We start from the raw sequence: 15,113 nt of genomic DNA, 5'->3' as shown, positions 1-15,113 counted from the left end.
TGCGATGAGCCGCGGAGCCTGTGCCGAGCGGCGCCCTACAGAGCGACGTCGGTCGTCGCGGATGGTCGTCGCAACGGTTGTCTTGGCGCTGGTTGCCATTGTCGCCGGATGTGGCGAGGACCGTTCGGGGAACGAACAGGGAGCTTCTCGCGTGTCGACGACCGCCGACGGACTACTCCTGGACGGTCGCCCCTGGTGGCCGATCGGGTTGAACGCCTATCAACTCGGCACCGACTGGACAGTGAACAACGGCTGCGGGGCGCAGGTCGACCTCGATTCGTATTTCGGCGCTTTGCCGGCGGATTCGGTCACACGGTTCAACCTCTTCGCCTCGATGGCAGTCGACAAGCACACCCACGAGACCGACTTCTCCCGGTTGGATGCAATCTTCGATGCTGCGGGTCGCCACGATCAGCTGCTGGTACCGGTGCTGGCCTCGGGCGAAGGTGCCTGTGAGGACGGGAAATTCAAGGATCATCAGTGGTACTCATCCGGATGGGACGACATTCAAGCGGAGACCGCTCCGATGCCCTACGCCCGCTGGCTCGACACTGCGGTGGCCCGCTGGGGCTCGTCATCGTCGCTGGCCGGTTGGGAACTGATGGGTGAGCCGGAGGCGAGCAACTGTGGCGACGCGGCCTGCACCTGGCAGGCCCGAACCTGCCCGGCGGACGCCGCGCGCGTGTTGCGTTCGTTCTTCGACGACGCCGGCGCGCGGCTCAAGTCGCTCGACCACGACACCCCGGTGTGGGCCGGGCTCGCCGGCGGTGGGCAGTGCGGAGCGCAGTTCACCGAGTATGGCGACGTCGCCGCATCGCCAGGCATCGACGTTCTCGACTACCACGACTACAGTCCGCGAGAGCTGATACCCGGCAACCATCACGATGGACTCGCGATTCGGCTGACACAGGCGCAGGCAGTGGGCAAACCGCTGGTCGTCGCTGAGATCGGGCAGCGTGCGGGCGGCTGCGTCAGCTTGCATGAGCGGGCGGACACGCTTCTGCGCAAGGTCTCGGCTCAAAACGAGGCAGGTACGGCGGGTGCACTGTTCTGGTCGTTTGTGCCGGATCCGCGACTCGGTGAATGCACCTTGGACATCGGGCCCGGCGATCCCATGTTCGGGGTCATTCGCAGGCTGGCGGCCTAGTCGCTGAGGCCCCACCGGCCACCACGATCAGTCGTCGACGGACTCGAGTACGCGGTAGATTCGCCAGATCGGTTGACTCTCGCCGTCGTTGGGCACCTCGAGTGCCAGCGTTGCGATGTCGGCGCCGGTCTCGTAGAGCGTCGGGTAACGGAGGTTGAGTGCATCTGATTCACCTCGCCCGGTGTTGGGCACAGAGAGCAGATACTTCACGTTGTTGGCCGCGGGATCGTTGAGGATGGCGGTGAAATCCTGATCGGACGGGACGACGAAGGTCTTCGGTTTCGTCGAGGCGACCACGACGGCGAATCCGTAGACGGTGTCGGTCAGGATGGATCCTTCAGGGAGATCGAGTCCGTCGAGGTACCGTGCCATCTCGCGCTCGGTCGAGAAAGTTGCCGCGATACGGTGTTCGGTCGCCTTGCGGTCCGTGACGTTGTCGGGTTCCGGTGCGAGCACGGCTCCGAGCGCATACTCCTGAGGAGCATAGTGCGGTTTGCTCATTCCCCATGCGGAACTCGGAACGGTCACTGCCAGTAACAAAGCCGCGGCGACGAAAGCCGGCCACTTCGGGGCGCGGCTGATCCGATGCCGGGGTGCCGGGTGGCGCGATGGTGAGAGCGTCTGCGTCGGTGCATATTTGCCGCGCCTCTTGGTTATCGTGCAGGCGCGGGCGGGCAGGAGCAGGATGGCCGTCGTCGCCGCCATGGGTACCGCGAGAATGTAGAAGCGCAGGAAGCCGAACGTGGAACCGCTCGCGTAACTGTAGGCCTGAAAGGCAAGCACCGCCCCGAAGATCAGGACCGGCACGAGTAGGGGGATCCAGTCGCGGCGCCACCACCCCGCCACCCCGGCCAGCACCAGAAGTGGGATCAACGTCGGCGCGAGGAGCACGGTCGAGGTGAACGAGAACTCGAGACCGGGCAGGAACTCGCGGGGGGTGTCGGCTCCCGATTGCTGCATGATCGAGGAATTGCCGTACTGCGAACTGAATTGGGCGAACGCCTGTCCGGTGATCAGCCAGCTGGTGGCCGCCCAGCCGAGAAACGCGAAGAAGCCGGGAGCCGCGACCAGTCCGCCGTCGAGGGCGGCGCGACGCCAGCGTAGGTGCGGGGCGCTACGGAATGCCGTGACCATGGCCACGAAGATCGCGGCTGCGCCGATGGCTGCGACGGCGTCGTATCGGGTCAGGTAGCCCAAGCCGAGTGCGACGCCGGCAGCAGCGAGGTGGTGCACATCGTCGTCCGTCGCCCAGGCGATCAGTCGGCGGACCGCCCAGCAGGTGAAGAACACGAAGGGGGCTTCGCTCATCCCGTTGGAGCCGTAGAACACGATCATCGGATTGAAGGCGAACAGAACCGTGATGAGCAGCGTGAACGAACGCGGGAGACCACGATCCGCGCCGATACCGAGCACCTGTACCGCGGCGCCGGCCATGAAGAGGGCCGACATGATCACTCCCGAGTAGGCGAGTTCCGTCATCGGCTGCCAGATCTCGCCGAACCCCACGGCCGGTAGCTGCACGAGTGCGGTCAGCGGCGTGAAGATGAAACCGATTGCGGCGACGTGGGGATCGCGGCTGAAGAGCACCGTTTCCGCTGACGAAACCCTGGACAGGGCGTCGCCGATGATGAACCCGTGACGCACACACAGGTAGTACCCCACCACCAGATACACGCCGGCGCAGACGAAGTAGACGATCGTGCTGAGGCGTCTGCTACCCATTGCCACCCTCCGCGCCGGTCGGCGCATCGCCGGGATTCACGTCGGTCTTGACCGAGAGGCCGTGAAAGGTCTTCTCCCAGTAGGAGGGGTTCCGGATCAGCTGATAGCACCCTTTCGCGGACGCGATACTCATCATCACCCAGTAGATGGGGACGGTCAGCGCTGGTATCAGGAGGTCGGGACGGTCGTCCTCTCGGATGGCGATCAGGTTCATGTAGATCGTGGCGCCATTGCCGAAGATGAGCGAGACCAGGGCCGGAAAGTAGATGTACCAGGGGAACACCTCCCCGATGAAGGCAGGCTGGCCGAGAAACCACATCACCGTGATGAACCAGAAGACCAGGTTCAGGCAGGCGATGACGGGAGTGCCTGCCAGCAGCAGGGTGAATCGGATGAAGCTGACGGCACCGATGGCCTTCCACAGTGTGACCGGCCGCCGCACATGTACCAGCCAGGTCTGCAGGTAGCCCTTGTACCAGCGTGATCGCTGCCGGATCCAGTTGATCGGGTCGCTGTTGGCCTCCTCGAGGGTCACCGAATCGATCACCGCTGTGCGGTATCCGGTTTCAGCGATCCGCACCCCGAGGTCGGCGTCTTCGGTGACGTTGAACGGATCCCACGCGCCGATCTCTCTGAGCACAGAACGCCGTAGATGGTTCGATGTGCCACCGAGCGGGATGGGTGCACGACTGCGCATCAGCCCGGGCAGCAGGTAGCCGAACCACAGTCCGTAGTCGTTGGTGAACCACCCGGTCAACAGATTCTGCCTGCCGTTGTGGAACGCGAGTTTCGCCTGGACGCACGCGATCGAGTCGTCGCCGTCGGCGAAAGCGAGGACCGCGCGCCGCAATTGGAGCGGATCCGGGAGATCTTCCGCGTCGTAGATGGTGACTATCTCGCCGGTGGCGAGGTGGAGGCCGTAGTTGCAGGCCTTGGGTTTGGTTCGCGGTTCGGCGGGAGGTACCAACACGATGGTGATCATCTCGACGCCCTTGCACGCCTCCGCCGCGTTGATCGTCACGTCATCGTCTGCTTCGAGCAGTAAGAGGACCTGCATTTTCTCGGCGGGGTACTCGATCGCGGCCATGGCTCCGATGAGGTCGGCCACCACCTCGGGCTCGTTGTAGGCCGGCACGAGAATCGTGTACATCGGCAGGTCAGAGTCCGGAACAGCCCGGGCGCGTTCGTCGCTGATGGAGATGGGGCCGGACGCGAGTCCACGCCGGAAGATCAGGAGCCGGTCGCCGAGTGACCCTACGTAGAACAGGGTGCAGAGTCCGATCAGGGAAGTCGCGGTGGCGACGGGCTGCCAGATGGCAAGACCGATGACGACGACGCAGAACCCGATCAGCACGCCCTTTTGCCAACCCACCACCGCCGTGGAGGCTGATCGCAGCGGATCGACCGCGCGTAAACCCTCGATCGCGTCGAACAGAGCGGTGGTCTTGAACTCGTCGGATTCCGGGTCCATCCCGTCGGTGCTCATGCCGTTCGACAACGAGGCACCGCGCCGCAAGTCCTCGGGTTCGGAGGGGCCGGTCATGAGGCCTGCCTTGCGGGTTCGAGTTGTGCGGCCACCAGTTCGCGACCCAGCACGGTGAGCATCCCGGCATCCTTGAAGTTCGGATTGTTGTTGTCCACCACTGAGTTGCCGCGGATGAGGACCGTGAACAGGGTGTTCAGGTTGTCGATCAACGCATCCTCGGGTTCGGGGAACGGTGCATCCGCGTCATGATTGTCGACCGTGAGCAGCGTGACTCGCTGAGCGGAGGACTTGTTGCGCCAGGTCCACGTCAGTTTGGTCCAGGTCACCAGCAGAGTGTCGTCGACGACGGTGAAGATCTCGCCGACGACGTCGTTACCGAGATCGATCTTGCGGCCGTTGCTGGTTCGGGTCGCGGTCATGTTGTAGATGACGTTGTCGGGGTATACGGAGAACGCCACTGGACGGAGGGTGGTGACGCTGTCGACGATGACGGTCCGCGGGCGGGACAGCTTGTCCCAGGCAGGGTTCCCTTCCTCAGCGAGCAGACGTTGGCGGATCAGTGTGGAGGTGCGGCCGAAGAAGCGCTTGACGAAGTCGTACTCGGTGACGTTGGTGGTCTGCCACCCGGGTGGGGCGATGAGGGGAGTGCCGAACTCGAGTGCGTTGTCCCGCAACACGGGCGGCGCCGTCGACCGCGGCAGACTGATGAGCGACAGCGCCACTGCGAATGCGGTCACCATGGTGACGGCCAACAGGATGGTCTTCGCCGAGAGTGGGTTGATGGGTCGGTCCATCGGCGTTTTCGCCGTCCCGCGTCTGGAGTAGAGATACATGGCCTCGGCGACGAGTGCGGTGGCCAGCAGCGGGGGGATCTGGGTGTACGCCATGACCGGGGCCGTCGGGAAGTAGACGTACATGACCAGCACGATGCCCATGCCGACGACCACGGTGCCGGCCGCTCCGATCAGCCCACGTCTGCGGGTGCGGCCCACCGCCAAGGCGGTCGCGCCTGCGGCCATGACGACCATGACTGCGGCTGCCGCATAACGGGTGCCGCCCAGAGTGATGACGATGATCCGAAACGCGAGCGGGAAGACAGTGAGCAGCAGGAGCCATACCAGCGCGAAGCGGGACACGGGGCGCAGCCCGAACAGCACCACAGCGGAACTGACCACGAACAGCCACATCGCAAGTAGGTCAAGTCGAATGAGGTGGTACTGGTCGGCATACCGGCCCACCAGGACCCCCTTGATCAACAGGGCCAGCACCAGACCCATGAAACCGACGATGAAGTCGGTTTGCCGGTCATGGATGGGCAGCTCGCCCGACCGACGTCTGGCCACGCCCTGCGCCGCGAGCAGCGCGAGCCAGGGAATGGCAAGGACGTAACCGATGAGGCTGCCGGAGTAGGACTCCTCGAGCACACTCGCCAGAGAGTCCCAGAAGGCCACCAGCGTGAGGACGCCGATCAGCGCCCAGCGGAAGATGATCCGGTAGACCGGGTGCAGGGACGAGAAGAGCGGAAATTCAGCGGCCGCCACCTGAGATCAGCTACCTGGTTCGCGGCGCCGGCTGCGCAGGATCAGGAACCCCACGCCGAGTGCGATGGCCACCAGCACGCCGACCCCGATCCAACGGATCAGCTGCTTGTTGTCATCGTCTCCGGATGTGGACTGCGGTGAGTTGGCGGCATCGGAAATCATCGCGATCGGATCCTGGTCGGGTACCGCGATCAACGCGTTGCCATTCAGGGTGATCCAACGCTCTTCGTCGGCTTCCAGCCAGCGCAGCAGCGAGTCGAGTTGTCCCGCTGTGCCCGTCGAGGAGGCCACCAGTACCGTCCGGCCGCCGTCCCGTACCGTCTGCAGCGAGCCGAAGGGCACGGCTGGGTCGAGCGTCAGCGTGGTCTTGCCTCCGGAACTGTCGACTCCTTCGATGTCGATCGGGCCCCCTGCGGTGGTACTCACCGGCAGGTCGATGCCCGGCTCGTTCCAGCCGTCGGCTGAGATCAAGATCGCCGGGTTGCTCGATGAGACAGCCTCACCGAGTGGAACCACGGTGGTCTCGATCGGAACTGAGCTCAGGCGCTGCAGACCGGTGACGATGCTGGACGCACGCGCGGTGTCGTCCAGCGATCCGATGGTCAGACCGACCTGGACCGACGGCATGAACGCCTGCGGAATCGACTGGAAGCCGGGCGGGACGGGCGGATCTGCGGGGGTGCTCTGTACGGGGCTGTCGCCGTCGATGGTGAGTGTGATGGGCGAACTCTGGCCGCATCCGCCGGTGTCACCGGCAGCGTCGACCGCGACATTGAGATCGGTGAAGCGCTGCAACAGCCGGTCGGGGATGTCGACCCACTTGTCGATCGTCCCGTTCGCCTCGGCGGCCCACCGGGAGACCACTTGATCGCCGACGGAAACGACCACCTGCCCTCCGTAGTTAGGTGGCAACGGCGTATACGAACCCTTGAGATTCACCCGGATGTTCCCCGCCGGTCGCCCGAGACGTGTCTGGTCGATGCCGATCGAGACCTGGGGGTCGGTCAAAGCCGTTGCGCTGACCCCGGGTTCGCCGAGGTCCCGCAGGGTGGTCGAGTCGGGAGGCAGCTGCGGGCTGACACGCAGCGGTCCGGCCACCGCTCTGGAGCTGACCGCGAGCCGGGCGATGTCACTGGTCAGCAGGAGGGCCTGGTTGCTCAGTTCGGCCGCGGGTCCACTGATCACCAACGCCGGCACGCCGGGACCCTCGAGCAAGGTGACCCCACTGGCCGGCTGCTCGATGATCGTGATCTGGCGCTCGAGTGGCGCGGAGGGGATGTCGGGTACGTTGCTTCCGGCCGGAAGCGCCTGGACCACAACTTCTACCGGCTGAGCCCCGTAGTACGCGACCACGGCCGACGACAGTGCGACGGCAGCGCCAGATTCACTCTGGCTGGGCGTCGCAGGAACGGATACCGTGAGCTTCTCCAGAACGGGCGGTAAGAACTCTGCGACGGAAGCGGGCGCTGCTTCGGTCCCGGTGAACGCCACCGAGGCGTCGGTCAGGCGCAAGGGGTCTGCTTTGTCGAACACACAGATCCCGCTGGCGGGCACCAGGAACGACTGCAGTGTTATCGCGACCGAGTTCTCGACGACGGTCGCCCCTCGGAGAGGAATCGTGACCGTTGCCCGTTCAGCTGTGGGGATGTCGACGCGCGAGAGCGTGCGTTCCTGCTGGACGGCCGAGATACTGCCGCTTTGCAGGTTCGGGGGCAATTCGACGGTCGCTCTCAACTCGGACGGGGCGAGACCGGACGGCACCGGGATGGTGATCGTCTGGGTGCCTTGCTGTCCGAAAAAGGACAGGGTGTCGCCTGCGCCGAGCGTGGGCAACGCCAAAACGGGTGATTGCGAGAGGGATCCACCGTCGCCGGGCGCAGCCGCGGCCGAAGGGAGCAGAAAGGCCGGGATAACCACAATTACAGCTGTGGTGATCGCGGTGAATATGCGAAGGGACCGCTGATATGCCGGAGTCATCACGGTCATAGTAAGCAGCAAACAGAATGTTTTTGCGGTCGAACCGCGCTTCAGTGCGCCTCGGTTATCGAATTGGTTCGCAAATCATCGTGTCAGTTGTGGGCGATCTCGGCTCAGAGACTGCCGCCGGCAAGAAATCCGGTGACGCTGGCTTCGCTGGCCGGTTCCCATCCGACGAGGGAGCGAGGCGTTTCGACGATCGAGTATCCCGATGCGTCGCCTTCGAGCGATGTAGAACGCAACCGATTGACCCCGACAGGTACGTCTCCCGCGAGTGTGACGCGATTCACTCGGCGAAATTGATTCCCGAAATCGGCGACACCGTAATGCTGGGTGGAGCGGTTGTCCCAGATGGCCACGTCGCCGTCATTCCAATTCCACCGGAATGTGTTGTCAGGTCGTTCGATCCGTGCCTGCAGTAACCGCAGCAGGTCTGCGGTCTCCGACGTCTTGAATCCCGAGAACGACTGCACGAAATGCCCGAGGGTCAGTGCGCGCTCGCCGGTCTCCGGATGAACCCGGACGACAGGATGTTCGGTACGGAACATGGTCTTCGAGAACTCGGCGCGGTAGGCGGCATCGGAACTGTCGCCGACAGTCAGGTGCTCCGCGTAGTCGTAATCATTCGAGTGGACGGCGCGCAGTTGGTCGGCCAGGGCTCGCAACGGAAGCGGCAGTGCCGCGTAAGCAGCCACCGTGGACGCCCACATCGTGGCGCCGCCGTAGCTCGGACGAACGGTGGGCCGCAGCACGGAGATCTTCGGGATGCGGTCGACGAACGTGACGTCGGTGTGCCAGGAGTTCGCGGCACCCTCGAGCGGCAGCAGGTCTTCGCCGCGGGAGAGCACTGTCGGATGGGCCTTGGTCGGGGTCCCGAGCAGGGCGGCGAAGGCGTACTGCGCGTCGTCGTCGAGATGCTGCTGACCGGTGAAGATGACCGCCTTGTGGGTGGCGATCACCGTGCGGATGGCCTCTACGGTGTCGGCATCGAGGTCGGCGGAGAGCCGGACGCCGTCAACCCTGGCCCCGAGGTGTTCGCCGAGCTTGGTCACCGTCAGCAGATCCGCGGTACGCGAGTGCGAGTCGGGAGCGACGACAGGGGATTCGGCAAGAGCGGTCATGACTCCAGTTTGCGTCTGACCGCTGATCCTCGACACCTTAGATTCACGCTGATCGGAAGTAGGTCGCCGGGTAAGGATCTACCCCTCGGTGATGAAACCCTGCGCGACCATCCAGTCCCGGGCGACTATGGCGGGGTCGCGGCCGTCGACATCGACCTGCTTGTTCAGTTCGGTGATGACCTCGTTGGTGAGTGCTGCGGTCACCGGTGCGGTAACCGGTGCGATCTCAGGGTGCTTCTCGAAGAATCTCGCCTTCATCGTGACCGACGGATTGTAATGCGGGAAGAACTGTTTGTCGTCGGTGAGAACGGTGAGTCCGAGCCCGGCGATTCGGCCGTCGGTGGTGAACACCTCGCCGAACTTGCATTGATTACCCGTGGAGGTCGCCTGATAGATGATTCCCACTTGCAGAATCGGGGTCTGGGCCTGAGCCGGATCGAATCCGTATGCGGCCGCCATTCCGGGGAAACCGTCTTGCCTGGCCCGGAATTCGGTGTCGACACAGGTAGCTGCCGCGGCCGGATTGCTTTTGACCAGTTCGGCGTACTCCGAAAGATTTGTCACGCCGGTTTCGTCGATGACCTTTTGGCTCGCCGCGAGGGCATAGGTGTCGTCCATGGGACCGGGTTCGAGCCAGATCATGTTGTTCTTGGCAAGATCCTCGTCGCGTACGGCCTCGAATTGTTCCCTGGTGTCGGCGATGGGTTTTTCGTGCCCGAGGTAATTGATCCACGCATTGCCGGTGAATTCGTAGGCGACGTCGACCTGCCCTGCGATCTGTGCGTCACGGGTGCTGCGCGAACCCACGATTCCGGTCATGTCGCGGACGTCGGCGCCTGCGGCGACGAGGGTGAACTCGAGGATGTACCCGAGGATGACCTGCTCGGTGTATTCCTTGGATCCAACGGTGATCTCGACGCCTTTGAGTCCTGCGTTCTCGGTGATCGATCCGGGTCCGACTTTTAACGGAACGGCGCCTCCGGACGACAGTCCGCACCCGGCGAGGACCACCGCGCAGATGAGTGCGAAGACGACCGGGATCAGCCGGCGACGTGATGAGGAGTGCGTCATGCGCGCACTCCCTTCGGTCCGAGGTAGTACTCGGCGAGCGCGCCGACCCAGTCCACGAGCAGAGCCAGACACACGGCCAGGACACTGCCGAGGATCAGGGTGACGTTGTCGCGCAGTTTGTACCCCGTGTCGATGAGAACACCGAGTCCACCCGCATTGACGAGGAAGCACAGGGTCGCGGTACCGACCGCCAGGACGAGGGAGGTGCGTAGCCCGGCGAGGATGTACGGCACGGCGAGCGGGAGTTCGACCCGGAACAGGATCGACGACGACGACATGCCCTGGCCCCGGCCGGCGTCGATCAGGGACTTGTTGACCTGATCGATGCCCAGGATCGTGCTGCTGAAGACGGGGAGCAGCGAGTACACGGCAATGGGAAGGACGCCGATCCAGAAACCGGTCTCACCGGTCCAGAGAAAGAGCAGCACGAGCAGGCCGACGGCGGGCGCCGCCTGCCCGATGTTCGCAACACCGATGAACGGTGGCCGCAGAAACCGGGCGCGACCCCGGGTGACGAGGATCCCCGCCGGGACGCCGACGAGGACCACGATCGCCGTCACCGTGATCGTGATCAGCAGGTGCTGCCACACGAGCGTGCTCACGTTGCCGACGCTGACGTTCACCTTCTGTGTCGCCGTCAGATCCTGACTGAAAGCCCAGAAGATGACCGCGGCGGCCGCGATGACCACCAGGATGGGCTGAATGATCAGACGAAGTTTGTCCGCGGTGCTGATCGAGGGTGTCGGTGCCTCGACTGCGGTGGTCATTTCTCGAGGTCCGGGGCGTCGGTGATCTCGGTGGCCGGCGGGTCGGCGGTGGGGGTGTTCCGGAGATGGGTGATGGTCGAGATCAGCGTCTCCAGGGTGACCACACCCTGGTAGCGGTTACCCGCACCCGCGACGACGGCGGACGCGTGGTCCTCGGCCAGCATCGCTTCGAGCGCATCCTGCAGGGTGGCCTGGATGCTGATCAGCTCGTTGAGCGGTTCGGCGACGTCGTTGACGGTGTTCGCCTGTCGTAGCCGGCCTTCCCGCACCCAGCTCACCGGGCGCTCGCGGTCGTCCAGGACGACGGCCCAATCGTGTTCGCTGGTGGCCAGTTCCGTGCGCAATACGTCGACACTGTCACCGAGGTGGGCCGTGGGCCGGGTCTCGAGGTCGATGTCCTTGACGCGGACGAGTCCGAGCTGACGGAGCGAGGCGCCGGTGCCCACGAAGCCGGCGACCGTATCGTCCGCAGGATTGGCGAGGATCGTCTGTGGGGTGTCGTATTGCAGGATCTTCGACTGCTGACCCAGCACGGCGATGCGGTCGCCGAGTTTCACTGCCTCGCTGAAATCGTGGGTGACGAACACGATCGTCTTGCCCAGTTCGCTTTGCAGTCTCAACAATTCGTCTTGCAGGGAGCTGCGGGTGATCGGGTCGACCGCGCCGAAGGGCTCGTCCATGAGCAGGACCGGCGGATCTGCCGCCAAGGCCCGCGCCACACCGACACGCTGCTGCTGACCGCCGGACAACTGCCGCGGGTACCGGCCCGCATACTGGGCCGGATCCAGTCCGACGAGATCAAGGAGTTCGTCCACGCGGTCGGCGATTCTCTTCTTGTCCCACTTGAGCAATCCCGGGACCAGCCCGATGTTCTGGCGGATCGTCATGTGGGGGAAGAGACCGGCCTGCTGGATCGAGTAGCCGATCGAGCGGCGTAGTTCGGTGGGCTTGATGGACAGCGCGTCTTTGTCGCCGATCGTAATCTTGCCCGACGTCGGTTCGCTCAGACGATTGATCATCCGCATGGTCGTGGTCTTGCCGCAACCGGAGGGTCCCACGAACACGACGACGTCCCCGGCGGGGATGTGCAGTGAGACGTCGTCCACAGCAGGTGTTTTCGACCCGGGGTACGTCTTCGACACGTGGTCCAGCGTGATCTGCACGCCGGTGGGGTTTTCGGTGCGCAGACTCTTGGATACTGCGGCTGACTGTTCTGTCACCGGATGCCTTTCGACGTTGTGAGCCGTCCGAGAAGTACGTAGAGAGCGTCGAGAACGAGGGCGAGGATGACGATGAGCAGGGTGCCACTCAGCGCCATCGGCACTGCGGTCGGACTACCGACACGTGCGAGGCCTGCGAAGATCAGGTTGCCCAATCCGGGGCCTTTGACGTAGGCGGCGATCGCGAGGACACCCATCGCCATCTGGGTGCTCAGCCGCATACCGGCGAGGATCGCCGGCCAGACGAGCGGCAGTTCGACACGCACGAGCGTGATGACCCGGCCCATGCCGATGCCTCTGGCGGCATCGATGAGCGCAGGTTCGATGTTGTTCATGCCCACGATCGTGTTTCGGATGATCGGCAGCAACGAATACAGCACCAATGCCGTGATGCTGGGGATCACGCCGAGCCCGACGAGGGGGATGAGCAGGCCCAGCAGCGCGAACGAGGGAACGGTCAGGACGGCGCTGGAGATCGACGTCGCCAGGTTCGACGCGATGTCGTTGCTATAGGTGAGCAGACCGATCACGACCCCGATGACGGTGGCGATGATGACGCTCTGGATGACCGCACTGACGTGCTGGTAAGAGTCGAAAACCAACTGGGATTGGTGCGACGTGATGTAGTCCCACAACGCGTTCAAGCGATGTCCCCGCTTCCCCTCGTGTTGCGACACCAACATACGACCACGCCGCTGTGTCGACGTATCGAACTATCGTGTCGACCAAATAAACCACGACCAAACATCGGTGTGGTGAGGAAACGGTCGACTCGTCAGGGTCCGGGGCATCCAACGAAGGTGTTAGGACCTGTTCGAGAGCGCGCCCCGAGAGGCTTTGAGGGTTTAAATCAGCGCGAGTGAAAAGCGGTGGCGTACCGGTTCGCCGAGCGGGCCGTTTCCGACGCCCAACGTGCCGTTGTAGTCAGTAAATGGCCGGGAACGGCTACAGTCGGCGACCGGTAGGGCCCGCTCGGCGTCCGGTAGGGCCCGCTCGGCGTCCGGTAGGGCCCGCTCGGCGCAACCGGGGTCAGATCTTGGTGTATGCCTCGGTCAGGACCGATCGCAGGATCTGCTCGATCTCGTCGAACTCGGCCTGGCCGCAGATGAGGGGTGGAGCAAGCTGGACGACGGGGTCGCCGCGGTCGTCGGCGCGGCAATAGAGGCCCGCGTCGAACAGTGCCGTCGAGAGGAATCCGCGCAGTACCCGTTCGGACTCGTCGGGGGAGAAGGTCTCCTTGGTCGCCTTGTCCTTCACCAATTCGATCCCGTAGAAGTAGCCTTCGCCGCGTACGTCACCGACGATCGGCAGATCGTTCAGTCGCTCCAGGGTCGACCGGAAGTCCGGAGCGAGTTCCTTGACCCGGCTGCTAAGTCCTTCGCGTTCGAAGATGTCGAGATTCGCCAGGGCCACCGCAGCCGACACCGGGTGCCCGCCGAAGGTGTAGCCGTGGGCGAAGGAAGTGGTGTTGTCGTTGAACGGCTCGAACAGGCGGTCGGAGGCGATCATCGCGCCGATCGGCGAGTAGCCCGAGGTCATACCCTTGGCGCAGGTGATGATGTCGGGAATGTAGTCGAAATCGTCGCACGCGAACATCGAGCCGATTCGACCGAACGCACAGATCACCTCGTCGGAGACGAGCAGGACGTTGTACTGGTCGCAGATCTCGCGGACCCGTTCGAAGTAGCCGGGCGGCGGCGGGAAGCAGCCGCCGGCGTTCTGGACGGGCTCGAGGAACACTGCGGCGACGGTGTCGGGGCCTTCGAACTCGATGGCTTCGGCGATCCGGTCCGCAGCCCAGCGCCCATAGGCCTTGGGGTCGTCGGCGTATTCGGTGGCGCGGTAGATGTTGGTGTTGGGAACGCGGAAGGCGCCCGGCGTCAGCGGCTCGAAAGCCTCTTTGAGCGCGGGGATGCCGGTGATGGCGAGGGCGCCCTGTGGGGTGCCGTGGTAGGCGATGGATCGCGAGATCACCTTGTGCTTGCCGGGTTTGCCGGTCAGTTTGAAGTATTGTTTGGCGAGCTTCCAGGCACTCTCGACGGCTTCACCACCGCCAGTGGTGAAGAATACCCGGTTCAGATCTCCGGGAGCGTAGGCCGCGAGGCGTTCGGCGAGTTCGATGGCGGGCGGCGTCGCGTAAGACCACAGGGGAAAGAATGCGAGCTCCTTGGCCTGCTTGGCTGCGGCCTCGGCGAGTTCGTCGCGCCCGTGACCGGCCTGGACGACGAACAGGCCTGACAATCCGTCGAGATAACTGCGACCGCGGTCGTCGAAGATCCTGGCGCCTTCGCCGCGGGTGATCACCGGCGGTGTGGTCTGGTCGCCGTGTCGCGAGAAATGTCCCCACAGGTGACGTGCCGAGCGGGCGCCAAGGCTGGTGGTCTCGGATTCGAGAGCGGTCATCGGGTTCCCCAATTGTATTGTTGTTTGACCAATTTCAGATAGACCAGGGTTTCGGTTCCGGTCACTCCGGGCTGCGATCGAACCTTTTTGTTCAATACTTCGAGCAGGTGCTCGTCGTTTTCACAGACCACCTCGATCACCACGTCGAACGAGCCGGCCGTGAGCACCACGTAGTCGATCTCCTTGACCTGCGCGAGGGCTTCCGCCAATTCGCCGGTGTCGCCGGTGCAGCGGATCCCGATCATCGCCTGGCGGGCGAAGCCCACCTGCATCGGATCGGTCACCGCCACGATCTGCATGACGCCTGCATCGCTGAGTCGTTGAACCCGGTTGCGCACTGCTGCTTCCGACAGGCCCACCGCCTTGCCCACCGAGGCGTACGAGCGCCGGCCGTCGGCCTGCAGCTCCTCGATGATCTGCTTGGAGATGTCGTCAAGGACTATCGGTTGCTGATCGGTCATGGCCCCGATTCTTGTCGATGCGCGGTCAGGTTCGATCGTTGCACCGTCATCGTTACGGATTCCGCACAATTCCGCAATACAAACTGACGATTTAGTCGCTTGTAGGCCGTTTGGCTCGCGGAATCAGCAGTCGCTGCGTACTCTGGCCGACAGTTCAGAAGATGACAGCCCACCCGTTCGACGAGGCCCGCGAGGAC

12 protein-coding genes are annotated in these 15,113 nt (G+C 64.0%); 1 reads left to right on the top strand and 11 read right to left on the bottom strand.

The window, feature by feature from the left end; all coding sequences use genetic code 11:
- The first annotated feature begins 4 nt into the window (after nucleotides 1–4).
- Complete coding sequence (locus J3S28_RS20725) at nucleotides 5–1,147, top strand: beta-mannosidase (protein WP_207842647.1); 1,143 nt, start codon at nucleotides 5–7, stop codon at nucleotides 1,145–1,147.
- A gap of 27 nt (nucleotides 1,148–1,174) precedes the next feature.
- Here the strand turns inward: J3S28_RS20725 and J3S28_RS20720 are convergent, their stop codons facing one another.
- From J3S28_RS20720 to J3S28_RS20670, 11 genes are all read right to left on the bottom strand, one after another.
- Nucleotides 1,175–2,869, bottom strand: a complete 1,695-nt coding sequence (locus tag J3S28_RS20720) for an ArnT family glycosyltransferase (RefSeq protein WP_207842646.1) — start codon at nucleotides 2,867–2,869, stop codon at nucleotides 1,175–1,177.
- Complete coding sequence (locus J3S28_RS20715) at nucleotides 2,862–4,355, bottom strand: glycosyltransferase (RefSeq protein ID WP_207842741.1); 1,494 nt, start codon at nucleotides 4,353–4,355, stop codon at nucleotides 2,862–2,864. Before J3S28_RS20715 ends, J3S28_RS20720 begins: the two co-directional genes overlap by 8 nt.
- A 53-nt stretch (nucleotides 4,356–4,408) precedes the next feature.
- Nucleotides 4,409–5,896: a hypothetical protein gene (locus tag J3S28_RS20710; RefSeq protein ID WP_207842645.1), complete on the bottom strand. Its 1,488-nt coding sequence runs from the start codon at nucleotides 5,894–5,896 to the stop codon at nucleotides 4,409–4,411.
- A 6-nt stretch (nucleotides 5,897–5,902) separates the two neighbouring features.
- Nucleotides 5,903–7,873, bottom strand: a complete 1,971-nt coding sequence (locus tag J3S28_RS20705; RefSeq protein WP_237341855.1) for a hypothetical protein — start codon at nucleotides 7,871–7,873, stop codon at nucleotides 5,903–5,905.
- 113 nt (nucleotides 7,874–7,986) lie between these two features.
- On the bottom strand, nucleotides 7,987–8,994 hold the full coding sequence (locus J3S28_RS20700) for a TauD/TfdA dioxygenase family protein (RefSeq protein ID WP_207842644.1): 1,008 nt from the start codon (nucleotides 8,992–8,994) through the stop codon (nucleotides 7,987–7,989).
- A 78-nt stretch (nucleotides 8,995–9,072) separates the two neighbouring features.
- The gene (locus J3S28_RS20695) at nucleotides 9,073–10,065 is read right to left on the bottom strand and encodes a glycine betaine ABC transporter substrate-binding protein (RefSeq protein WP_207842643.1); all 993 of its coding nucleotides are present in this window, start codon (nucleotides 10,063–10,065) and stop codon (nucleotides 9,073–9,075) included.
- Nucleotides 10,062–10,832 carry an ABC transporter permease gene (locus tag J3S28_RS20690; protein ID WP_207842642.1) on the bottom strand — a complete coding sequence of 257 codons (771 nt, stop codon included), beginning with the start codon at nucleotides 10,830–10,832 and terminating at the stop codon, nucleotides 10,062–10,064. Before J3S28_RS20690 ends, J3S28_RS20695 begins: the two co-directional genes overlap by 4 nt.
- Nucleotides 10,829–12,052, bottom strand: a complete 1,224-nt coding sequence (locus J3S28_RS20685; RefSeq protein WP_307797287.1) for an ATP-binding cassette domain-containing protein — start codon at nucleotides 12,050–12,052, stop codon at nucleotides 10,829–10,831. Before J3S28_RS20685 ends, J3S28_RS20690 begins: the two co-directional genes overlap by 4 nt.
- The gene (locus J3S28_RS20680; RefSeq protein ID WP_084838439.1) at nucleotides 12,049–12,696 is read right to left on the bottom strand and encodes an ABC transporter permease; all 648 of its coding nucleotides are present in this window, start codon (nucleotides 12,694–12,696) and stop codon (nucleotides 12,049–12,051) included. The genes J3S28_RS20685 and J3S28_RS20680 overlap by 4 nt, the downstream gene beginning before the upstream one ends.
- A 385-nt stretch (nucleotides 12,697–13,081) precedes the next feature.
- The gene (locus J3S28_RS20675; RefSeq protein WP_207842641.1) at nucleotides 13,082–14,455 is read right to left on the bottom strand and encodes an aspartate aminotransferase family protein; all 1,374 of its coding nucleotides are present in this window, start codon (nucleotides 14,453–14,455) and stop codon (nucleotides 13,082–13,084) included.
- On the bottom strand, nucleotides 14,452–14,916 hold the full coding sequence (locus J3S28_RS20670) for an Lrp/AsnC family transcriptional regulator (RefSeq protein WP_084838319.1): 465 nt from the start codon (nucleotides 14,914–14,916) through the stop codon (nucleotides 14,452–14,454). The genes J3S28_RS20675 and J3S28_RS20670 overlap by 4 nt, the downstream gene beginning before the upstream one ends.
- Nucleotides 14,917–15,113 lie beyond the last annotated feature (197 nt).

The sequence above is a fragment of the Williamsia soli genome (assembly GCF_017377795.1).
GTDB lineage: Bacteria > Actinomycetota > Actinomycetes > Mycobacteriales > Mycobacteriaceae > Williamsia > Williamsia soli.
The sequence above is the reverse complement of the archived record's forward strand: the minus strand, read 5'-3'. Positions and strand labels throughout refer to the sequence as shown.

Coding starts and splice junctions, on each gene's coding strand:
- J3S28_RS20725 (WP_207842647.1), top strand. CDS start 5: ATGAGCCGCGGAGCCTGTGCCGAGCGGCGCCCTACAGAGCGACGTCGG.
- J3S28_RS20720 (WP_207842646.1), bottom strand. CDS start 2,869: ATGGGTAGCAGACGCCTCAGCACGATCGTCTACTTCGTCTGCGCCGGC.
- J3S28_RS20715 (WP_207842741.1), bottom strand. CDS start 4,355: ATGAGCACCGACGGGATGGACCCGGAATCCGACGAGTTCAAGACCACC.
- J3S28_RS20705 (WP_237341855.1), bottom strand. CDS start 7,873: ATGACTCCGGCATATCAGCGGTCCCTTCGCATATTCACCGCGATCACC.
- J3S28_RS20700 (WP_207842644.1), bottom strand. CDS start 8,994: ATGACCGCTCTTGCCGAATCCCCTGTCGTCGCTCCCGACTCGCACTCG.
- J3S28_RS20695 (WP_207842643.1), bottom strand. CDS start 10,065: ATGACGCACTCCTCATCACGTCGCCGGCTGATCCCGGTCGTCTTCGCA.
- J3S28_RS20690 (WP_207842642.1), bottom strand. CDS start 10,832: ATGACCACCGCAGTCGAGGCACCGACACCCTCGATCAGCACCGCGGAC.
- J3S28_RS20675 (WP_207842641.1), bottom strand. CDS start 14,455: ATGACCGCTCTCGAATCCGAGACCACCAGCCTTGGCGCCCGCTCGGCA.
- J3S28_RS20670 (WP_084838319.1), bottom strand. CDS start 14,916: ATGACCGATCAGCAACCGATAGTCCTTGACGACATCTCCAAGCAGATC.